This window comes from Pseudomonas marginalis (genome assembly GCF_024169655.1).
GTDB classification, from domain to species: domain Bacteria; phylum Pseudomonadota; class Gammaproteobacteria; order Pseudomonadales; family Pseudomonadaceae; genus Aquipseudomonas; species Aquipseudomonas paraveronii.
The window spans coordinates 1487114-1507933 of record NZ_JALJWV010000001.1; the positions used below are offsets into that span (position 1 = coordinate 1487114).

A 20820-nucleotide genomic window follows, 5' to 3' on the forward strand; every position below is an offset into this window, starting at 1 on the left:
GTTCAGCGGTTTTGAAGACACTGCCCGGCTCGGGCCTGGCAGAGTGCAAATAACCAACTGCGCAAGCGCTTGAGTGTCAGTTCCATACGAGTAACTCCGCCGGGGTCGGGTTGTAGGCGTTGCACGGGTTGTTCAATTGCGGGCAGTTGGAGATCAGCACGATCACGTCCATCTCGGCGCGCAGGTCGACGTATTTGCCGGGGGCGGAAATGCCGTCTTCGAAGGTCAGCCCGCCGTCGGCCGTGACCGGCACATTCATGAAGAAATTGATGTTCGGCCCGATGTCGCGTTTGCCCAGGCGACCGTCGTGGGCGCAGGCTCGCAGGTAGTTGTCGCGGCAGCTGTGCATGTAGCGTTTTTCCAGGGCGTAGCGCACGGCGTTGCTCTCTTGGGCGCAGGCGCCGCCGAGGGTGTCGTGGCGCTCGCAGGTGTCTGCGACGAGGGTCAGCATCGGCTGGCCGAGGTTGGAATAGAGCACGCTGCCGGTGCCCAGGTACACGTTGTTCTGGCGGCGCAAGGTGCGTTGCACGTCGTAGCGCTCGCGCGGGTTTTTTGCGCTGTAGAACAGCGTATCGACTGCCTGGTTGCCCTCCAGATCAAGGATGCGCAGGGTCTGTCCGGCCTTGACCTCCATCAGCCACGGCTCGCCGGCGGGGATGGTGGCGCGGTACACCGCCGTGTCGGGTTGTTTCAGTACGATAGACATGGCAGCTCCTCAGGCGAACAGGCGGTCGGTGTTGATAAAACCGCGCGCGTTTTCCGGGCGCGAGGTGCGGCAGTGTTCGGCGACGCTTGGGTCGGCGTTCATCCAGCTCAGTTTCAGCGGTTGTGGGGCGTATGCGGGGTTGGGGTCCATCGGGTGTTGCAGGGCGGTGAGCACCACCAGGGTGTCCATCGGCGCGTAGAGTTCGATGTAGTCGCCAGCCTTGGAGTTGCCCGGCACGAAGTGCAGGCCGCCGTCGTCGTCCACGCTGACTTTGCTGAACAGGTTGAGGGTCATCAGCAGGTCGGACAGGCCCAGGCCCCACTTGCCCAATTCCACCAGCAGGTTGTCGGTGCCGTTGCGGTAGAAGCCGTTGCGCAGTTCCTGGTAGCGGCCCTGGCCGTACTTCTCGGCCACCTCGGTCGCGCACAGCACGCCGCCGAGGCTGTCACTCCAACCGCAGGTGTCGGCGGTAATCGCCGCCAGTACGCGGCCCATGTCCGAGTACAGGCAATGGCCGCGGGTGAGCTTGGCGGTGTGTTGGCATTTGAGGCTGTCGGGCAGGTTCAGGCGTTCGGTTTTTTCGTTGGCGTTGAGCAGGGTCAGGCTGACGTTGGCGCCACCGCGCAGGTCGGTGAGGCGCAGCAGTTGACCGCGCTTGAGCACGAAGGAACGGTGGCCGCCGCCGGGCAGCATTTCTTCGGCGAACGGCGGGAACAGTTGAGTCGAATCGGTCATTGGGAAGTCGCTCCAAGTTTGGCAGCGAGCGCCTTGCGGCGTGCGCTGTTCAAAGGGATGTCGTAGGTGATACGCGCGCCATAGGCGCCGGGGGCGTGGGGGTCGACGCGGACTTTGTCGAACACCAGCAGGCGCGTGCCGAGGCTGAAGCCTTCGCTGAGGTCGTGGGTGACCATGAACACCGTCAGCCGGGTTTCGCGCCACAGCTCCAGCAGCAACTGGTGCATGTCTTTGCGAATGCCGGGGTCGAGGGCGCCGAAGGGTTCGTCCAGCAGCAATACGCGCGGTTTCATGATCAAGGCCTGGGCGATGGCCAGGCGTTGTTGCATGCCGCCGGAGAGTTGCGCCGGGTACTTGTCGAGGGCGTGGCCGAGGCCGACTGTGTGCAGCAGCGCGGCGGCCTGTTCGCGGGCGGCTTTTTTGGCCTTGCCGAACAACCGTCCGAGCAACGGCGAGCGCGGTAGCTCAAGGCCGAGGGTGACGTTGTCGAGCACGCTCAGGTGCGGGAACACCGAGTAGCGCTGGAACACCACGCCACGGCTGGCATCCGGTTCGCCGGCCAGCGGTTGGCCGTCCAGCAGGATCTGGCCCTTGCTCGCGGTTTCCTGGCCCAGCAGCAGGCGCAGAAACGTCGACTTGCCACAGCCCGAGGTGCCGACCAGGGTGCAAAATTCGCCCTCGGCGACCTGCAGATTCAAACCCTCCAGCACCACCTGATCGCCATAGCGCTGCCACACGTTGTTGACGCTGATAAAGCTCATGCTCGCGCTCCTTCGTACCAGGGGAACGCGCGCCGGGTCAGGGCCTTGAGGCCCCAGTCCATCAGCCAGGCGAGCAGGGTGATCCACACCACGTAGGGCAAGATCACGTCCATCGCCAGGTAGCGGCGCACCAGGAAGATCCGGTAGCCCAAGCCGTCGGTGGAGGCGATGGCTTCGGCGGCGATCAGGAACAGCCACGCCGAGCCCAGCATCAGCCGCAGCGAGATCAGCAGGCGCGGCAGCAATTGCGGCAACACCACGCGCAGCATCAGGGTCCAGGTCGAGGCGCCGAGGGTCTGTGCCTTCACCAGCAACTCCAGCGGAATCTCGCGTGCGCGCTGTTCCAGGTCGCGGGCCAGGCACGGGGTGACGCCGATGACGATGAGCATCACTTTGGACAATTCCCCCAGGCCAAACACGATGAACAGGATCGGCAGGATCGCCAGCGGCGGCACCATCGACAGTACCGTCAGCAACGGCGACAACGGCGCGCCGAACAATGGCAACGTCCCGGCGGCGATGCCCAGGCACAGGCCGGCGAGGGCACTGATGCCCAGGCCGAGCGCGAGGCGGCGCAGGCTCGACGCGCTGTCCTGCCACAGCACGTAGTCGCCGGTGCGGCTGTCGGCGCTGAATGCCAGGCGCTTGACCGCCTCGAACATTTGCCCGGCACTGGGCAGCAGCTTGTCGTTGGGGTTATCCGCCAGGCGCTCGGCCGAGCCCACGAAGTAGGCGAACAGCAGCAGGGCGAACGGCAGCAGCACCAACAACAGGCGGCTGGAGCGGTCCGGGTGACGGTTGATCAGGCGCATGGCCGGGTCCTCTTACAACGTGCCGTCGGCGGCCATCTGCACGTAGCGGGGGTCGAATTGCAGCTTGAGGTTGGCCTTGTCGCCGCTGGTCACGCCATTGGCGAAGCTCATGCCCACGGCGCTGGTGTCCTTGGCCCCTTCGCCGAGCAGGCCGTGTTCAAACGAGAACTCGGCGACCTTGCGCATGGTCGCGGGTAGCTGCGCGCTGGTGGCGAAGGCCAGGGCTTCCTTGGGGGTGGCGAACAGCTTGGTGGTGTCCAGTTGCGACTGGAAGCCCTTGAGGTCGGTGCCCGAGGCCTTGGCCATGTGTTCCAGGGCTTCGCTGCTGGCGGCGCCTTTGGCGTTCATCAGCGCGACCACTTCGAACCAGGCGCCGGTGAGGGCTTTGCCCAGGGCCGGGTTGTCTTTGAGGGTCTGGGTGTTGACCACCATCATGTCCATGATTTCGCCGGGCACTTTGCTGGAGTCGAACACTTGGGTGACGCCGGGTTTGGCGTTGATCGCGGAGAGCATCGGGTTCCAGGTCGTCACCGCTTGCACCTGGTCGGTGTTGAAGGCAGCGGCGATGTCGGCGTCGGAGGTGTTGACCACTTTCAGGTCTTTTTCCGTCAGGTCCGCCGACTCCAGCGCACGGGCCAGCAGGTAGTGCGACACCGACAGTTCCACCAGGTTGACGTTCATGCCCTTGAGGTCGGCCACGGTCTTGCCGCTGCCTTTGAGCACCACGCCGTCGTTGCCGTTGGAGAAGTCGCTGACGATCAGTGCGGTGCTGTCGACGCCACCGGCGGCGGGGATGGTCAGGGCGTCCATGTTGGTCATGGTGCAGCCGTCGAACTGGCCGGCGGTGTACTGGTTGATGGATTCGACGTAGTCATTGAGCTGCACCACGTCGATGCTGATGCCGTACTTCTTGGCCCACTTGTCGAGGATGCCTTGGCTGCCGGCGTACTCCCATGGCATCCAGCCGGCATAGATCGTCCAGCACACGCTGAAGTGGTCTTTGACGGCGGCTTGGGTCTGGACGCTCAGCACAGCGGCAAAGGCGGCGGCGAGCAGGGCGGGTAAACGGATTGCGGGCATGGGGCTTCTCCAGTTGATCGAGGGCGAGCAGGAGCAACGCGGCACCGTGAACGGTGGCTTGTCTCCCGGGCTTTTATCCCGCCGTGTAACCTCAACTGGAGGTCGCCAACTCTCGGACCAGCCACTCGCGTTTCGCGAGCCGGAACCCTAGTCGGCCATTGCAAATTGTGGTGCCGCGAACCTGTGATGAATCCTGCACGCAAGAGGCAAAGCGAGAGTCGTGCCAAGTAGGACGCGGGCGTGTAGATCGCGGGTTTGCGCGAAACGCCCCACGCCTGAGTGCGGGCGGGTGCGTTGCACTGGTGCGTCGCCGCACTGCAATGAGGCGCTTGGTTTGTCCGAAACAGATGTTTCAGTCTGTGTCGAAATCGCACCAGTTTCGCTTTTTGATGTCAGATGTTTCGTCATTCAGCAAAAGCTGAATGCCGCCCCCCAGCGTCGCTGGCGGTGCTCTTTCGCGGTCCAGGAGGCCGCCATGTATCGACGACTGTTTCTTATTGCTGTGCTCGGTCTGACCCTTTCTGCGTGCGTGCCCTATTACGATGGAGGCCAAAGTTATTACCGTTCCGAGGTCTATACCGCGCCCGCGCCGGTGTATTACTACGGCGGCGGCCCGGCGTATCAATATCGGCGTGACTATTACCCGGCGCCGCGTTACTACGCGCCGGCGCCGCGTTATTACCAGCCAGCACCGCGTTACTATCCAGGGCCCCGCATGGGTTACCGGCCTTATCCAAACCAGGGCTGGGGTGATCGCTGGGGCAATGGCGGGCGTGGTCGCGGTGGCGATCATGGCGGAGGCCGCGGTGGCCATCGTTGACAGGGCTTGAAGGTAAGCGGCGCAGGCAGCGCCGCTTTTTCGTAGCGTTTAGCGCTACTGTCAGATTTAACAGCTATTGTTTGGGGTTCTTGTGTATTTAACTGGGGGAGGCCGTTGCGCCTTTTCGATTGCCCAGTGAGCGAATGGAGCCCAGATGATCAGACAATTGGCGTGCGTTTTACTCCTGATGGTCGGTGGTGTTGCACACGTGCAAGCGGAGCAAGGCTGCCCTTATCCCTCGGCAATCAAATATGTCGACGGCTATTTCCAGGCGACGGCTGGAACATTGGTGTGGCAAAGCCCGAAGATCGGTCATCGGGCGTTTGTCGACCAGTTTATTGGCGCCATTTTTACCCCGGGCAGGGAGCAGGACCGGGACGGCGGCTATATCGACAAGTGCAGCTACCTCACCAACGAAGGGCAGAGGGTGGACTTGCGATACGGCAGATCGGGGGAGGTGGAGACGATGTCGCTGACCGGTACGTTGCATTGGCGCCTTGCCAACGACCCCTTCGACCTGCCGGTGTATATCTGCCAGGACAGTCAGCCGGACAATTGTTCATTCAGCGTTAAAAAGCCAAAAACCTGACTGTCAAAAGTAGGAGAAATCCGCAAGCGGATGGCGGCCTTCCCAGGCTTTGGTGAAGTGGGCCTGCACCACGGCCTGCGGAATGGCATTGATATCCGGCCAATGCCAATGAGGCTTCTGGTCTTTGTCGATCAACCGCGCGCGGACCCCTTCGCTGAATTCCGGGTGGCGGCAGCAATTCAGGCTCAGGGTGTAGTCCATCTGGAACACCTCGGCCAGCGACAGGTGACGGACGCGCTGCTGTTGTTCCCACACCAGGTGCGCGGTCAGCGGGCAGCCTTCGCTGAGGGTCGTGCCGGCGCGGCTGAACAATGGGTCTGCGTGGTCGCGCAACAGGCTCAAGGCACGCCAGGCACAGCGCACGTCACTGACATCCAGCCATTCATCGATCTGCGCTCGGCGTGGCAGCCATTGCGCCTCGGGTTGCTGGTCGATGGCTTCCTGGGCCAAGGCCTTGAGCAGGCTGTTGAGCTGCATCGCGCTCTGTTCCTGCCAGTTCAGTTGCAGCAGGCCTTCGAGCAGTTCGTCTTGCTGGTCCTCACGCAGGAAACGGTCGGCCAGGCCCAAATCCAGCGCGTCGCGGCCGTTGATGTGTGCGCCGGTCAGGCCGAGGAACATCCCCAGCTTGCCCGGCAGGCGCGACAGGAACCAACTGGCGCCCACGTCCGGGTACAGGCCGATGCTGATCTCGGGCATGGCCAAGCGACTGCTGGGGGTGACGATGCGCACCGAGGCGCTTTGCAGCAAGCCCATGCCGCCGCCCAGCACATAACCGTGGCCCCAGCAGATCAACGGTTTGGGGTAAGTGTGCAGGCGATAGTCGAGACGATATTCCGCGGCAAAAAACTGCGCGGCCAGCTCCGGCACCACGCCGGGTTGTTCGCGGCAGGCCTGGGCCAGGCTGCGCACTTCGCCGCCGGCGCAGAACGCTTTGGGCCCATTGCCGCGCAATAGCACGCAGACGATGTTCGGGTCTTTGGCCCAGACGTCCAGGCGTTCGCCCAGGGCCAGGATCATCGGCAGGGAGAGGGCGTTGAGGGACTTTTCGGCGTCCAGGCTGGCGATGCCGATGCGCGCGCCGCCGCTGCCGGTCAGCTCTTCGAAGTGCAGGTTCATCGTGACCTCAATCGGGAAGGTGAACGTTGAGTATGATCCCTTCATGGGAAAGCGCCGGTTGTGTGTCAGATCAATTGACAAGCGGGGTCGGCTTTCCTAGGGTTCGCCTCATTCTTTTTTACAAGACCAGTCAATCATGACCGAAGGCGACCGTATCAAACTCGAACCCAGCTGGAAACACGCCCTGCGCGATGAGTTCGAGCAGCCCTACATGGCCCAACTGCGTGAGTTCCTGCGCCAGGAACACGCGGCCGGCAAGGAGATTTACCCGCCTGGCCCGTTGATCTTCAACGCGCTCAATTCCACGCCGCTGGACAAGGTCAAGGTGGTGATCCTCGGCCAGGACCCCTACCACGGCCCCGGCCAGGCCCACGGTTTGTGCTTCTCGGTGCAACCGGGCGTGCCGACGCCGCCGTCGCTGGTCAATATCTATAAAGAGCTCAAGCGCGACCTGAACATCGACATCCCCAATCATGGCTGCCTGCAAAGCTGGGCCGACCAGGGCGTGTTGCTGCTCAACACCACCATGACCGTGGAGCGCGCCAACGCCAACGCCCATGCGGGCAAGGGCTGGCAGTTCTTTACCGACCGGATTATCGAGGTGGTCAGCGAACACCAGCCGCATCTGGTGTTCCTGTTGTGGGGCGCCCATGCGCAGAGCAAGCAGAAGCTGATCGATGCGACCAAGCACCTGGTGCTGACGTCGGTCCACCCGTCGCCGTTGTCGGCGTATCGCGGGTTTCTGGGCTGCGGGCATTTCAGCCGCACCAATAAGTTTCTTGAGCAGAATGGCGAGACGCCTATCGAGTGGCGGCTGCCGCCGCTCTAATCATTAGGGCAACCTGTTACTTTCGACAGTATCCAGAGGGTGTTTTTGCGCATTAAATGATCCACCTGGCTTTGTCGGTTGGGTGCGCTCCAGTCGGTGGTCAATGGCCAGTCATTGATCAATTGCACTAGGAGAGTGGACATGCCCAAGAACAAAGCCCCAACCCCTCGGATGCTGGATGCGCCCTGGATTCCAGCAGCCCTGCCATTTCTGGATGATGAGGTGGCTTACAAGATACACCGGTTGGATCAACTCGCCCCGTTGGCAGTGGAAGTGTCTGTACTTTGGCCAGGTGTAGATCTGCTTGACCCCGGTGAGGTGACACGTATTACCTGGCTATGGGATAACCAGCCGGTCGGCGATGTGAAGCAATTGGAAGCCCCCTATAATGAACTTGATCTACCGAAAGTGGCTACGGAGATACCGATCATCCTTCTGGACGTGCCCGGCTTGCACAGTTTGCAATACATCGTTGAGCTGGTCCCTGGCAACGATGCAGACCCTTCATTTCCGATCCAGGTTGACTTGGACAAGTTCGCGCCTAATCAAGGGCAGCAACCTAGCAGGTTGATGTTTGACGACTACATTCAAAATAACGGCGTCACTGATGAGTATTTAGCCGACCCCGCCAACAATGACGAAGTCGTGGCAATTGTGCCGCGATGGCCCGATATGCGCCTGGAGGATCGCGTTGACGGTAAGTTGACGCTGTTGCCGGCGCTCCGAGGCCCACATTCGCGCAACGACGACATAGTGGCATCGGTGGAAATCACTCAGGCTCATAAAAACGGTGCTCCCATCGAACTGGCATTTAGAGGCGAAACGTTTCGCTTACTGCCCAGCAATCGAGAGCTCTCCGCCCAATACTATTTGACTGACCGCACCGGTTGGCAGGGGCCAGCGTCGCGTACGTCCGTGGTGCTGAATGCCATCACGCCCTCGCCAATAGCTTTTCCCGCGCCAGAGGTGCCACAAGCCTTCGGCTTGGGAGCGAACGGGCTGATTGATCTGGAAGATGCCCGTGAAACTGGTGGCGTCTACATGAATATCCTAGAAATCGTTGGCGCAGATGAGGGCGACGTGGTGACGCCTTCCTGGAACTTGATTCCCCTTCCACAGATCATCGTGGGTCCTTTCCAGGTGTGGCCAGTGCGTGTGCCAATCCCTTGGCTGACCCTGGCCCAAGGCGGCTTCGAGCTGGCAGGCGGGATCATCCGGGCCAGCTACACCTGGCAGCGAGGAATCGGTGCTGCCCGGCCATCCGTCGTCAGGTTCGTCCCCGTAGACCTGACTGCAGTGGGCGAACTTAACCCGGAGAACCCCAATTTCATCAACCCTCTGCTTCTGCTTCCAACCGTCAAAGGTGTGACGGGCGATGATGTATTGACCATCCTCGACCGAGATAAGCCCGCTAATGTGGAATTGGTGTTGGGCGTTGACTTCAATGTGGGTGATCTGCTGGAGCTGATTTGGAATGACAACCCCGTGCCGGTGGATACCCACTCTGTAGCTATCGGTGAGAATCCGGGAGCGGTCATCCCGTTCCAGATTCCCTGGGCGCTCATCGACCCGGTTGGCAATGCACTGACCAATCTCTTCTACCGCACGTTCAATGGCGTGAATCGCCAGCGCTCAAACAACAAAGTCATCACTGTGGTGGTTTCGCCGATTTTGGGGCTAAAGTCCACCCGATACCCGGACGTGAACTACGCTCCAGGACCCGATTCCGGGTTTATTGGTTGCGCGCTCACTCCTCACCCCTCTTATGGCGTTCAGGTGTTTGTCCCGGGGGACGATACGCGCCTTCGGGTAGGCGATGTGTTGCGATTGAGCTGGGTGGGCTATGCCAGCCCCAATGGCAACCTCAGTCATGTGATCAGCGGCTCTGAAGGCGAGTGGGATTCTCCGCCCTTGACCTTGGAATGGGTGAAAAACGGTTACCCGTTCACGGTGCCGTTCAATCCCCATGTGTCGTTACCTGGGTTGGTCAAACCAGACGACTATCCCCATAAGCCGATCTACGGCTCAGCCACTACAAGTTACAAGGTGATTCGTGGTGGGGTGACAGTCGGCGGGTCGAATCCTAGCTTGGTGCTGGTCACTTTGATTCGCCCAAACAATGCACCGCCTTGTATTGCACCTGACTGAGTTAGCGTACGAAGGGGAAGGGCGCAATGCCCTTCCCCTTTGATCGGAACGCAGTTGAAAGCACTTTCTGATAGAACCATTTGTGCTTTTCAAAGCCTGGTAAATGCGCGCAGGTAGTGAAAAAAAGAAGGCTCACTGTTTTTAGCTGTTGATTGCGCAGCAGCATACTTTTTTGTCTTTGACAAGTTGTGAGTCTTGACAGTTACGCAATCACTGAGACCCCTGTTTAATGAGCCTACCGTCGTCAGGTTGTACTGATCTGCGGTGATGAAAAGCGATATCTCCAATAACAGGGTCGCAGGTCTGAGGGTGAAATGCCGTTGTCCGATCCTGATCCGTCCATTGATGCAAGGAGCTTAGGATCATGTCAAACAAACAGTCTTCAATGAGTGCCAAACCGCTCGCCGATGAGGGGGCGCGGCGTTCGCGTTACCGTCGAGTCGCCGACGACCCGTTGGCCCCCCCGCCTATTATTTTGAATGCGCTTCCTGATGTAGCAGGGGACGATCAACACAATGTGCTTTCCAGATCCGTTCAGCTCTTGGGTATGAAGATATCTATAGATCGATGGTTTCCTCTTGCTGATCCGGGTGAAGTCGATACCGCTTTTTTCTACGCCAATGGCAAGCTGGTCGGGTTCTACACCTATGACGGTGATGATCCTGCCCCACCTGATCCGGTCGAGATCACCCTTAACTCCGTCGCGGAGCTTCGCACCCACGGTATCAAGGAAATCACCTTTAAGATTGAGCATGCCAACGGCAATACCGCGTTCTCAGAGATAGAGACGGTGTTTGTCGACACTATCGATCCTAACTACAACAACCAGCCGCCTGCGATTGGTCTACCTGTCGATTTGACAGGAGACATCACGCCGGCATATTTGACCGGTAAGCCCGGGCTGATCTGCTCCATTCCACGGTTGGCAGACACCCGGCCGGGAGACACGTGGCAAGCGTTTTTCGGAGATGCCGATGAAATCGGCGTCAGCGGTGTTTTTCCCGACACTGGCAATGCCAGCTGTACGTTCATCACCGCTAATATCATGTCTGCCGGGCCTGGCGATTACGCTATCAGGTTTATCGCGACTGATCGTGCGGGTAACGCCACGCAGTTCTCCTTTCCCAGGACGGTCACTGTCAGAGTCAGCGAGCCGCCGGTGCTCGGTACGCTGTCAGTCGTGGAAGGGCCTTTGGTGAACAAGGAAGAGGCGCGTAACGGTGTTACGGTGCAGCTTTCGACGATTACAGATTTTTTGTCGGACGATATTGTTCGGGTGTTCTGGGAAGGCACGCCGGTCGCTTCAAGGCCGGTCGGATTGTTTCCGATTTTTCCTTTCGAGTTCCCTGTTTTGTTCGCCCAAATCGCCGAGCCCGGCGAGCTCTATACAGCCAATATTGAGTGTACGGTAAGCCGTGCAACTGCTCCCGTTACCACGACCGTGGAGGTGGACCTGGTTGAGCCCGGTACCGGCAACCCAGGCCCGGGGCCGGTGGATGACTTGCTTGATAAACCGGTTGTTCGCGGCGGCGTTGAAATGCTCGAAAACCAATTGGTGGAAAGTGATCGCAACACCGCCGCCACCGCCACTTTCACGATTCCAGAAAACCTGGGGGTCGGCGATTTCATTGACATTATTTACGGCACCATGGGAGGGATGGCGGGCTCCACCTATACTGTAACGGGAACCGAACTTCCGGATTTTGAGGTCGTACTGCCTATTGCTTGGTCGATTATCGAGCTGTACGGCAATGGAGATATCCCGTGTTATTACAGGATCCGCAACGCGAACAACTACAAGCATTCACCTAGTCAAGAGGTAGAAGTCAGCATCTACAGCCTCAATGGCCTGGCGGATGCAGAGTTCACGGTGAAAAGCCCGACACGAGGTACGCTCAATTGTGAAGCGGGGCTTAGCCCGCGGCCTTGGGTGGGGGTCCCTATCTTTATCAAAGACACCGTCACGCTGGCATTGAATGACGTGGTTACTGTTCATGCGGTCCGCTATGCCTTTGCCGATAACACCACACCGGTAGGCGATCCCATAGAGTCGCCGGAGCAAGAGGTCTCGTTCAACGATATCCAGAGTGGCTTCACTGTAACGCTCGACCTTGGGGCGTGGTTCAGGGCTCACACCGCCAGTGGGGGGCGCGGGTGGGTGGGCGTCACTTGGAGCATTTTCCGACCAAGTACAGGCGATCGAGGCACCTCGGACGAAGTGCAAATCCAGTGGGATTTCCGTGTCGCGGCTCCACCGCTGAACACGTGTGTACCTGGTGCGACGCGGGCCGGTACGCTTTGATCGACCCGTTGACCCTGTGACCCGCCTCGGCAGCCACAGGGTTAATGAGATGGTCACCCCTTACACCCTGTGATGGCTACGCCTTCACAGGGTGTTTTTGTTTTCGCAGGTCATCATCATGAGCAAGTCAGCACTGATCGGTATCAGCAACCGATGTCAGCGCGATTCAGGTTGAAAAGGAGCAGTTAAGGAAAGTCCTACATAACGCGGTAACTCCAGTCTTTAGTCTTCGCGCCGTGGAAAACGGAAGCCTAGTCGGTAGGGCCTCCGGGTTCGAACTGGTACTTTTACTGAGGTTAACTGGACATGCATACGCCTGACTCTTCCCGTTTTAAATACTCTCGTTTATCGACAGCGATTAAGCTGATCGCCGTCGCACCCCTCTACTTCATGAGCTCCCAGGCCATGGCGCTGGAGGATCTTGATGGTAAAACCAAAAACGTCTACGCCGGCGACTTTGCGGACTCTTTCACGCTGAGAAACAATGCCACGCTGAATCTTTATGAAGGCGCATTGGCACGTGGTGTTGTGGCGGCCAACTCGACCTTGAACATGGAGGGTGCGCGGGTTGCGTCGACCACCGCTGGCACCGCGGTCGTGTTGACCAACAGCAAGGCGCAGATCAACAACTCGCTGATCACCAGCTCCGTGGCGGGCGGCCTGGATGTCGTGCGCAATTCGACTACCTCTACGGGCAGCGAAGCGTACCTTAACTTCAGCGAAGTACGTGGTGCCACCTACGGCGCCAATGTGACCTCGCACAGCACGCTGTATCTCAACGACTCGAAACTGTTCGGCGGTAGCCAGGCCGGTCTGATCTTGCGCGGTGGTGCGGCTGAGGCGTTCAACAGCGAAATCACCGGTGCTACCAACGGCATCCGCATGACTCGCGAACACAGCACTGTACCCAACTCTCCGCAATTGCGCTTGGAAGGTACACGCGTAGAAGGGCTTGCAGGTGCTGCGATCAGGGTCGATACGCCGATCACTGCTGAAATCGATGTGAATAACGGCTCCACGCTTATTGGCAGTGACGGCACGATGGTCGAACTGGCCAATAGCGGCAACGCCAACATGCGTGTTAACAGCAGCATGCTGGCCGGTAACATCCTGGTCGGTATGGACAGCACACTGGACCTGAGCCTTGACCGCGCCATCATGAACGGCGACGTGATCAACACTGGCGGCAACGCGAGTGTCGGTCTCAACAACGGCTCGATCCTCACCGGCCGCCTGGAGAACGTCGACAAACTGGCGATCAACAGCGACGCCACCTGGGTGATGGTCGACCACCAGCAGGTCGGCGACTTGTCCCTGAGCGGCGGTAACGTCAAGTTCGGCGAGACCGGTACGTTCTACCAGTTGGACGTGGCCAACCTGTCGGGTAACGGCACCTTCATCATGAGCGCGGACTTTGCCACCCTGGCCGGCGATTTCCTTAACGTGACCGGCACCTCGTCGGGCGACCACAAACTGCTGATCGCCAGCAGCGGCGCTGACCCGTTGAGCGATGACCGCCTGCACGTGGTACACACCGCCGACGGTGGCGCCCAGTTCAGCCTGATCGGCGACCGCGTGGATGTGGGTACCTACTCCTACAGCCTGATCAATGAAAACGACGGCCAGGATTGGCTGCTCGATCCGGACAGCAAGGTGATCAGCCCGAGCACCAACTCGGTGTTGGCATTGTTCAACGCAGCCCCCACTGTGCTCTTGGGTGAAATGACCACCCTGCGTACCCGCATGGGCGAACTGCGCTTCAGCGAAGGCCAGTCGGCCGGGTTCTGGACCCGCGCCTATGGCAACAAGTATGAGGTGTCCAACGACAAGACCGGCCTGGGCTACAACCAGTCGCAACGCGGCTTTACCCTCGGTGCCGACGCGCCGGTGTCGGGCGGCGATGGCCAGTGGTTGATCGGTGCAATGGTCGGTCACAGCACCTCGGACCTGGACTTGAACCGTGGCAGCAGTGCAACCGTCAACAGCTACTATGTCGGCGGTTACGCCACCTGGCTGGATGCCGAGAGCGGCTTCTACTTCGACGGCGTGCTCAAGTTCAACCGCTTGCACAACGAGTCCAATGTGGCCATGAGCGACGGCAAGAAAGCCAAGGGCAACTACACGCAAAACGCGGTGGGCGCGTCGGCAGAAGTCGGTCGCCACATCACGCTGGACGACGGTTTCTTCGTTGAACCGTATGGTCAACTTGCTGCTGTGATCACCCAGGCGCAGAGCTACACGCTGGACAATGGCCTGGATGCCAAGGGTGACCGCTCCAGCACGGTGATCGGTGAGCTCGGTACCACCGTGGGGCGCACTATCCAGCTGGAAAGCGGCGGTGTATTGCAGCCGTACTTGAAGGCGGCGGTGGCCCACGAGTTCGACCAGAGCAACAAAGTGTTCGTCAACGACAACGCGTTCAACAACGACTTGTCGGGTTCGCGCCTGAAGCTGGGTGCGGGTGTGGCGATGTCGGTGTCGCAGAACGTGAAGCTGCATGCGGATCTGGAACACAGCACGGGCAAGAACATCAAACAGCCGTTTGGGATGAATGTGGGGTTGCGGTATGATTTTTAAGCCGCTTCACAGGCTTGTTATTCAGGTTGGCGATTGTGCATGAATAAACATAAGGCCGGTTTCAAAAGAAACCGGCCTTATGGTTTGGGCGCGCATTAAATATAATCGCGTAAGCGTCTTTTATAGCGCTATAACGGACACTTTGTTACTGCCTGAATTGCAAACATAAGCGAAGGCGCCGTTCTTGCTTACACCAATGCCTTCGGGGGCGTTGAAGCCACTGATGCTGCTGATAACAGTGTCCGTGCTGGTGTCAATAATGTGCACCCTGTTACCAGTGGCTTCAGATATGTAGGCTCTCTCTGTAATCGGATTCATTGCAACTCCATTGGGTGCGTTGAAGCCGGTCAGTATTTTGCTGATTGTATTGGTGACCATATTTAGCACTAGAACAGTGGTGCCAGCGTTGTTTAGCCCGCGGTTGGTAATATAAGCTTTTGGTGCGTGGAAGTTATGCGGGCTGGTGGCGATATCTCTTGGGTAAGAGGTGCCTGGAATGTCGCCAATGAGACTTCCATTGCCTACCGGGTTGATCATCGTAATGACACTTTGGGAGGGAGCATACAGTCGAGTATATTCAGGGTTGAATGCTAGTCCAGTGGGGTAGATGACTTTCAGGCTGTTCAGGCGTGCTCCTGTTTGGGCATTGTGAACATATACAAATGCATCGTAATTGCAGGAAAGGTATACTTTTGTTCCGTCTTCGTTGAAAGCTATCCCAAAAATACGGTTAAAGCCGGTTATGGTCTGGATGATGGTGTTTGTCGCGAGGTTGACGACCGAAGCGGTTTTTGTGCCCAGGTTGCCCACGAAGAGGCGTGCGCCATCAGGGTGAATGGCAAGCCTGTAGGGGTTTGAGAACCCTGAGATGGTGTCAATCACTGTGTTGGTACGAGTGTTGATAACGGATACTGTGTGCGAGGTATAATTCGTTACATAGGCACGAGCGCCATCTGCACTCAGTGCAATGTGATGCGGGGAAGTGCCGACAGTGATCTCTTTTATTACGCCTGTTTCTCTTTTAACAATATAGCGAGGTATTTTTAGCTCAGTTGCAGTATTGAACAGGTTGGTGCCATCAAGAGAAACCCTGACTTTGACATCTAGCGTCGTCCCAGCGGACAGTGGCAGTTGATAGTCAAGTGGAATAGGCTCGTTGATCTCTTTCGCATTTGCCTCTGCTATCGTTACGCGTCTTCCATCGGCCAATTCAGTGTCGTTCTCACCGTCCAACGCGATCCATAGGCTTTGGCCCGAGCTCATGAATGGATAGCCCAGAATCCGCACAGTGTTATTCGTATGCGTATCGAATTGATTTTCGACTGCCTCGGGTACTGATACGACGTCCACGGACGCGTCTGGAAGTGGCTGCACCTCTAGGTCCAGTATATTGGAAGGTATAGTGGAACTCGCACGTTCCACTGTGTACCCCACTTGCGCATGTTGATTGAGGGTGGCAGCAATAGCGCTGTTGGTGACCTGAAAATCGACGAATCCCGCATTGGCGTTACCGCTTTTCGGCGAAATTGATGGGGTACCCGCGCCAGACGGTCCTCTGAAGTAAGGTTTGATCAAATCGGTGTTGAGCATGTCGTACCTCACACGAAGCGTAAACACCGGCGGGTTTAGCACGTGTGTGGGGTTTATCGTAGCGCTTTGCCCGGGCACTATGACGGTCGCCTCAAGAATTTCCGGAACATCAAGATTCAGTGGTGCGCCGACCCGCATATCCACCGGGAAGGAAAGGCGATCACGCTGGCCATCTTTCTTCAGTATGTAATATATTTTCGCCGAGTAGTTGAGGTTTGCTAAGACAATAGTTCGAGGGACGTCGAAATAGAGGTCTTGGTTTAACCATAGATCTGTCATAGGGAATGGTTTGTTGTAGCTGCCGCCCGCTGCAGATCCTTCGAAGTACAGGGTGATGGTGGAGCCAGCGACGAACGCCGCATTCCGTGGGACGATAATAGTTGCTCCGAAGTGACTGACTTCCGGATTGAATACATGATCCGGTGGTGGAGCTTCTTCGATCCGTACTATCGGCATTGACTCGACAAGGTTACCGACATTGAAGTTGGCAATCTGGGAGTGACGAGTACCTTCAGAGTTTGTTACTTCATAACTGACATCCAATGTGCCGCCTTCCAGTTGAGCAATCTCTCCATTGGGGCCATTTGTAATATTGAAGGTTATATTACCGTCGCCGGCCGGCCGGGGACCGATGGGTCGGTAGTAGTTGCCGCCAGTGGGATAGGTACCAATCAGATGTACCAGTACCGCGTCAAAATAATCTTGACCGGTATAGGCGTTGATTTTGATGGTTACGTTTAAAGACTCCGCTGGTATATTGCCGTCGGGTGCCTGAAGTATATATGCGGGAGGTAGCTCGACTGGAGTGGAGTTGCCGATCACCTCCAGTACATTGACTCGTGAACGGCGATTGGGTGTAACGCCGGTACGCACACGTTCGAAGCGCACGCGCCAGGAGCCTCCAACCACTTCCTGCAGGTCTGCGAACGGAATGGTGATATGTAAATTTACGAAAATTGAGTTGATGGTGCCGAAGTATTCTTTAACCACAACCGAGCCTCCGGCAGTGTGTCCTTCGGCGCGAACTTTGATTTCATCGAATTTCAAGTAATCCTTACCGGGGACGTTGATGACAAGTGTCGCGGGTTCCCCCTCGAGCAAATTAATGTCTACGCGGCCATTATCGTCAACCTCAGCAATAAAGGGCTTGTCCAGCAGTGGATGTGGGTTACCGATCAGCGATTGAATGATTGTGACGGGGGAAGCACCGTCCATTCTGTTTCCTGCCTCGTCAATCACAAAGTACTGAGAGACGATATCGCCGTAGCCGACGTTGATCCAGGTACTGTTGTAAACCATTATGACGATAGGCTCCGTGCCCGCCGCTTCACCTTCCGTTACCGAATGCTTGACGACATGACCGTTGAGAAGGAGCCATATAACGTCTCGAGCGGCCCAGTTATAGCGAGGTGAAAGACCTGTTCGATTAGGGTACCTGTTGATGCTGACGGCGACACCTGTTCCTGCATCTTCATCAGTAACGCCGTCGTCAATAATGTGCTGTTCAAATTGGGGCGCATCGACATTCTGATTATACGAAAGATCCTGATCCGGGTCCGGTCCGCCAGGCTTGAAATCGTCGACAAAAAATCTGAAGTGCGCTGTCTCGTCAGTTCCGCCGCCTGCTCGGGTAACCCTAAAGAAACAAGGGGCTACCGCACCATAGTCCAGCCAGGCCTGAGATACATACAGCGGTATTGATAGTCCCCGATCCGCCTGAATATCGGTAACCGTCGTTGAGTCTGCCGGGATTTCACTTTTTCCAAAAAAGAGCTCAATGAAGTCAAACTCTTGCATGAGTAGGTAGGGGCGCAGAATGCAGAGCAAACCTTTTTCCGGGTTGAGGTTTTTCGCCGATTCATTGATGGCCCCGTCATAACCGATATAGGGCTGCCTGAGGCCCGGAATATCGAGGACCAGGTCGGAGAAGGGGATCGGGGTTCGAACCTCGGGGTTTTCAAGGTCGAATTCATAGATGTTCCCTGTTTCAGGCGAGGGGCGAGGTGTCGGTCCGGGCGTTGGCACAGATATAGGCACAATCTCCGGACATTGGCAGTCGTACTCACTTTGGAAGGGGGCGTTGGGTACGTTTGGCATGGTCGTGGTCCTTGAGTGGAAGATGAAGGCCTCGCCACCATCACTAAATGAGACCTCATATCCATTCAATGCCAAAGAAAAGTACGGCGACAGCTGTGAGAATTGACAGTGCCGACTAACGGTCAGGGCTGGCGGTTCCAATGCCTGAACAGCGGCTCCGCCAGAAACAACACGAACAACAAGCGCATCACCTGCATCGCCGTCACCAACGGCACTGACAGTTGCAGGGTTTCAGCGGTCAAACTCATCTCGGCAATACCGCCGGGCATCATGCCCAGGGTCAATGAGCGCAGGTCCAGTTGGGTCAGCGCACTCAAGCCCACGGCGGCCAGCGTCGCCAGCACCATGGTCAAGGCTGTGCCGATCAAGGTGCGCGCCATGAACGACGGCGCACTGCGAAAGAACTGACGATTGAAGTGGCAACCCAAGCCGCTGCCGATCAGCCACTGGCCGAGCTGGCTGCCACCGTCGGGCAGGCCGATGTGCAGGTCCCACACCACACTGGCGGTGGCACTCACCAGCAGCGGCCCGAACAACCATGGGTTCGGCTGACGCAAGCGCTGCCAGCCCCAGGCCACCAGCGCGCCGGCGGGAAACAGCAGCGCCAGCCAGGCCCAGCTCACGGGTGCTGGATGAAACTGCGGCGCGCCACCGTCGAGCACATACTTGAAGATCGCCGGTACGCACAGCACCACCACCAACACTCGCAGACTCTGCCCCGCCGCGACCCGGCTGAGCACCGCGCCATTGCGCGCGCCGAGGTTGACCATCTCGCCGGAACCGCCCGGCATGCTGGAGAAAAACGCGGTGGCGCGGTCTTCACCGCTGCGGCGCATCAACCACACGCCGACCACGCTCGACAGGCTGGTAACCAGCGCGCCGAAGAAGATCAAACCGAAGTGGCTCATCACCTGTTCGATCACCAGCGGGGTGAAGTGCAGGCCGATGCCGATGCCCACCACCCATTGCCCGCATTTGCGCCCGCCGGGAATCTCCGCCAACTGCCACGGCGTGAGGCAACGCACGAGGATGATCGCCAGCAATGAACCGACCATATACGGCAATGGCCAGCCGATCAGGCTGGCCAGGTAACCGCCGGCCAGACCGACCAGCGGTGTTCCCCACCAATGTTTAAAGGTGACTTCAGACATCGGCCACGGCACGCCGCTGCAGCGCACGTTTGCGGTAGATGCGTACCAGCGGCAACAGCAGCATCACGGCGGTCAATACCCAGACGCCGAAGGTGATCGGGCTCGACCACAGGATCTCCAGCGCACCGTTGGAGATCGACAGCGCACGGCGCAGGTTCTGTTCCATCAGGCCGCCGAGGATAAAGCCCAGCAACACCGGCGACAGCGGGAAGTCGAGCTTGCGCAGGATGTAGCCGAAGATGCCGATCCCGATCATCAGGAACAGATCGAACGTGGTGGCGTGAACCGCGTACACCCCGATTGCGGTGATGATGGCGATCACCGGCACCAGCGCCCAGTTCGGCACGGCAAGGATGCGCGTGAAGAGGCGGATCATCGGGATGTTGAGGATCACCAGCATGGTGTTGGCGATGAACAGCGAGGCGATCAGGCCCCAGACGATATCCGGTTGCTGTTGGAACAACAGCGGGCCGGGCGTGATGTTGTACAGCGACAGGGCGCCGATCATCACCGCCGTGGTGCCCGAACCCGGTACGCCCAGGGTCAGCATCGGCACCAGTGCGCCGCAGGCGGAGGCGCCGATGGCGGTTTCCGGTGCTGCCAGACCGCGCATGTCACCCTGTCCGAATTTACCGCTGGCCCCGGCCAGGCGTTTCTCGGTCATGTAGGCCACCGCCGACGCCAAGGTCGCACCGGCGCCCGGTAATACGCCCATGATGAAACCGAGCAGGCCGCAACGGATGTTCACCACAAACACCGACGAGGCTTCCTTCAGGTTAAACATCATCCGTCCGGTGGCTTTTACCGCTTCCTGGCCACGGTGGGTTTTTTCCAGCAGCAACAGGATCTCGCTGATGGAGAACAGGCCCAGCACCAACACCACGAACTGGATGCCGTCGGTCAGGTGGATATTATCGCCGGTAAAACGGTACACGCCGCTGTTGGCGTCGATGCCCACCGCCGACAGGAACAGGCCGATCAGCGCCGCGACAAAGGTCTTCAGCGGTTTGTCACCGGCCATGCCGCCGAGGCAGACAATCGCGAACACCATCAGTACGAAATATTCCGCCGGGCCAAAAGCAATCGCCCATTTGGCCAGCAGCGGGGCAAACAGCACCATGCCGCAGGTGGCGATAAACGCGCCGATGAACGAACTCCACGCCGACAACGACAAGGCCACACCGGCCAGGCCTTTGCGGGCCATCGGGTAACCGTCGAGGGTGGTCATCACGGTGGAGGCTTCGCCCGGGATGTTCAGCAGGATCGAGCTGATACGCCCGCCGTATTCGCAGCCCAGGTACACGGCCGCCAGCAGGATCAGCGCCGACTCCGGCGGCAGGCCCAGGGCGAACGCGATGGGGATCAACAGCGCCACGCCGTTGATCGGGCCCAGGCCCGGCAGCAGGCCGACCACGGTGCCGATCAAGGTGCCGCACAACGCGGTCACCAGATTGTAGGGGGACAGTGCCACGCCGAAGCCCTGGCCCAAATAGCCGAAAGTATCCAT

General features: G+C 58.6%; 15 protein-coding genes and 1 riboswitch. Of the genes, 6 read left to right on the forward strand and 9 right to left on the reverse strand.

What is annotated here, in order from left to right:
- Window positions 1-76: 76 nt before the first annotated feature.
- Genes J2Y83_RS06640 through J2Y83_RS06660 form a run of 5 tightly spaced genes read right to left on the reverse strand, consistent with a single transcriptional unit; the run spans window position 77 to window position 4094 of the window.
- Entirely contained in the window at window positions 77-706 is a 630-nt protein-coding gene (locus J2Y83_RS06640) for an urea amidolyase associated protein UAAP2 (RefSeq protein WP_253393961.1), read from the reverse strand.
- A gap of 9 nt (window positions 707-715) precedes the next feature.
- The gene (locus J2Y83_RS06645; RefSeq protein ID WP_253393963.1) at window positions 716-1441 is read right to left on the reverse strand and encodes an urea amidolyase associated protein UAAP1; all 726 of its coding nucleotides are present in this window, start codon (window positions 1439-1441) and stop codon (window positions 716-718) included.
- Window positions 1438-2202, reverse strand: a complete 765-nt coding sequence (locus J2Y83_RS06650) for an ABC transporter ATP-binding protein (protein WP_253393965.1) — start codon at window positions 2200-2202, stop codon at window positions 1438-1440. Before J2Y83_RS06650 ends, J2Y83_RS06645 begins: the two co-directional genes overlap by 4 nt.
- The gene (locus J2Y83_RS06655) at window positions 2199-3014 is read right to left on the reverse strand and encodes an ABC transporter permease (protein WP_253393967.1); all 816 of its coding nucleotides are present in this window, start codon (window positions 3012-3014) and stop codon (window positions 2199-2201) included. The genes J2Y83_RS06650 and J2Y83_RS06655 overlap by 4 nt, the downstream gene beginning before the upstream one ends.
- Before the next feature lie 12 nt (window positions 3015-3026).
- Window positions 3027-4094, reverse strand: a complete 1068-nt coding sequence (locus J2Y83_RS06660) for a putative urea ABC transporter substrate-binding protein (protein ID WP_253393969.1) — start codon at window positions 4092-4094, stop codon at window positions 3027-3029.
- A gap of 60 nt (window positions 4095-4154) precedes the next feature.
- A riboswitch (guanidine-I (ykkC/yxkD leader) is annotated at window positions 4155-4256 on the reverse strand.
- Window positions 4257-4569: 313 nt separating this feature from the next.
- On the opposite strand from J2Y83_RS06660, the gene J2Y83_RS06665 reads away from it, so the two are divergent.
- A complete protein-coding gene (locus J2Y83_RS06665) occupies window positions 4570-4914 on the forward strand; it encodes a hypothetical protein (protein ID WP_253393972.1) in 345 nt (114 codons plus the stop codon).
- 154 nt (window positions 4915-5068) lie between these two features.
- Window positions 5069-5503, forward strand: coding sequence for a DUF3757 domain-containing protein (locus J2Y83_RS06670; protein ID WP_253393974.1), 435 nt, complete (start codon window positions 5069-5071; stop codon window positions 5501-5503).
- A 3-nt stretch (window positions 5504-5506) separates the two neighbouring features.
- Here the strand turns inward: J2Y83_RS06670 and J2Y83_RS06675 are convergent, their stop codons facing one another.
- Complete coding sequence (locus tag J2Y83_RS06675) at window positions 5507-6619, reverse strand: enoyl-CoA hydratase/isomerase family protein (protein WP_253393976.1); 1113 nt, start codon at window positions 6617-6619, stop codon at window positions 5507-5509.
- 136 nt (window positions 6620-6755) lie between these two features.
- Between J2Y83_RS06675 and ung the strand changes: the two genes are divergently transcribed.
- The 4 genes from ung to J2Y83_RS06695 all read left to right on the forward strand — a co-directional run bounded on the left by ung (window position 6756) and on the right by J2Y83_RS06695 (window position 14475).
- A complete protein-coding gene (ung, locus tag J2Y83_RS06680) occupies window positions 6756-7448 on the forward strand; it encodes a uracil-DNA glycosylase (RefSeq protein WP_253393978.1) in 693 nt (230 codons plus the stop codon).
- Window positions 7449-7589: 141 nt separating this feature from the next.
- On the forward strand, window positions 7590-9596 hold the full coding sequence (locus J2Y83_RS06685; RefSeq protein ID WP_253393980.1) for a hypothetical protein: 2007 nt from the start codon (window positions 7590-7592) through the stop codon (window positions 9594-9596).
- Between the two features lie 364 nt (window positions 9597-9960).
- The gene (locus J2Y83_RS06690; protein WP_253393982.1) at window positions 9961-11898 is read left to right on the forward strand and encodes a hypothetical protein; all 1938 of its coding nucleotides are present in this window, start codon (window positions 9961-9963) and stop codon (window positions 11896-11898) included.
- A gap of 306 nt (window positions 11899-12204) precedes the next feature.
- The gene (locus J2Y83_RS06695; RefSeq protein WP_253393984.1) at window positions 12205-14475 is read left to right on the forward strand and encodes an autotransporter outer membrane beta-barrel domain-containing protein; all 2271 of its coding nucleotides are present in this window, start codon (window positions 12205-12207) and stop codon (window positions 14473-14475) included.
- Between the two features lie 120 nt (window positions 14476-14595).
- Here the strand turns inward: J2Y83_RS06695 and J2Y83_RS06700 are convergent, their stop codons facing one another.
- From J2Y83_RS06700 to J2Y83_RS06710, 3 genes are all read right to left on the reverse strand, one after another.
- Window positions 14596-18162, reverse strand: a complete 3567-nt coding sequence (locus J2Y83_RS06700) for a YncE family protein (protein WP_253393986.1) — start codon at window positions 18160-18162, stop codon at window positions 14596-14598.
- Between the two features lie 122 nt (window positions 18163-18284).
- On the reverse strand, window positions 18285-19313 hold the full coding sequence (locus J2Y83_RS06705) for an AbrB family transcriptional regulator (protein WP_253393989.1): 1029 nt from the start codon (window positions 19311-19313) through the stop codon (window positions 18285-18287).
- Window positions 19306-20820: a tripartite tricarboxylate transporter permease gene (locus J2Y83_RS06710; protein ID WP_253393991.1), complete on the reverse strand. Its 1515-nt coding sequence runs from the start codon at window positions 20818-20820 to the stop codon at window positions 19306-19308. The genes J2Y83_RS06705 and J2Y83_RS06710 overlap by 8 nt, the downstream gene beginning before the upstream one ends.

What these genes read in the sequence shown, in the direction of transcription:
- J2Y83_RS06640 (WP_253393961.1), bottom strand. Translation starts at nt 706, where the DNA reads ATGTCTATCGTACTGAAACAACCCGACACGGCGGTGTACCGCGCCACC.
- J2Y83_RS06645 (WP_253393963.1), bottom strand. Translation starts at nt 1,441, where the DNA reads ATGACCGATTCGACTCAACTGTTCCCGCCGTTCGCCGAAGAAATGCTG.
- J2Y83_RS06650 (WP_253393965.1), bottom strand. Translation starts at nt 2,202, where the DNA reads ATGAGCTTTATCAGCGTCAACAACGTGTGGCAGCGCTATGGCGATCAG.
- J2Y83_RS06655 (WP_253393967.1), bottom strand. Translation starts at nt 3,014, where the DNA reads ATGCGCCTGATCAACCGTCACCCGGACCGCTCCAGCCGCCTGTTGTTG.
- J2Y83_RS06660 (WP_253393969.1), bottom strand. Translation starts at nt 4,094, where the DNA reads ATGCCCGCAATCCGTTTACCCGCCCTGCTCGCCGCCGCCTTTGCCGCT.
- J2Y83_RS06665 (WP_253393972.1), top strand. Translation starts at nt 4,570, where the DNA reads ATGTATCGACGACTGTTTCTTATTGCTGTGCTCGGTCTGACCCTTTCT.
- J2Y83_RS06670 (WP_253393974.1), top strand. Translation starts at nt 5,069, where the DNA reads ATGATCAGACAATTGGCGTGCGTTTTACTCCTGATGGTCGGTGGTGTT.
- J2Y83_RS06675 (WP_253393976.1), bottom strand. Translation starts at nt 6,619, where the DNA reads ATGAACCTGCACTTCGAAGAGCTGACCGGCAGCGGCGGCGCGCGCATC.
- ung (WP_253393978.1), top strand. Translation starts at nt 6,756, where the DNA reads ATGACCGAAGGCGACCGTATCAAACTCGAACCCAGCTGGAAACACGCC.
- J2Y83_RS06685 (WP_253393980.1), top strand. Translation starts at nt 7,590, where the DNA reads ATGCCCAAGAACAAAGCCCCAACCCCTCGGATGCTGGATGCGCCCTGG.
- J2Y83_RS06690 (WP_253393982.1), top strand. Translation starts at nt 9,961, where the DNA reads ATGTCAAACAAACAGTCTTCAATGAGTGCCAAACCGCTCGCCGATGAG.
- J2Y83_RS06695 (WP_253393984.1), top strand. Translation starts at nt 12,205, where the DNA reads ATGCATACGCCTGACTCTTCCCGTTTTAAATACTCTCGTTTATCGACA.
- J2Y83_RS06700 (WP_253393986.1), bottom strand. Translation starts at nt 18,162, where the DNA reads ATGCCAAACGTACCCAACGCCCCCTTCCAAAGTGAGTACGACTGCCAA.
- J2Y83_RS06705 (WP_253393989.1), bottom strand. Translation starts at nt 19,313, where the DNA reads ATGTCTGAAGTCACCTTTAAACATTGGTGGGGAACACCGCTGGTCGGT.
- J2Y83_RS06710 (WP_253393991.1), bottom strand. Translation starts at nt 20,820, where the DNA reads ATGGATACTTTCGGCTATTTGGGCCAGGGCTTCGGCGTGGCACTGTCC.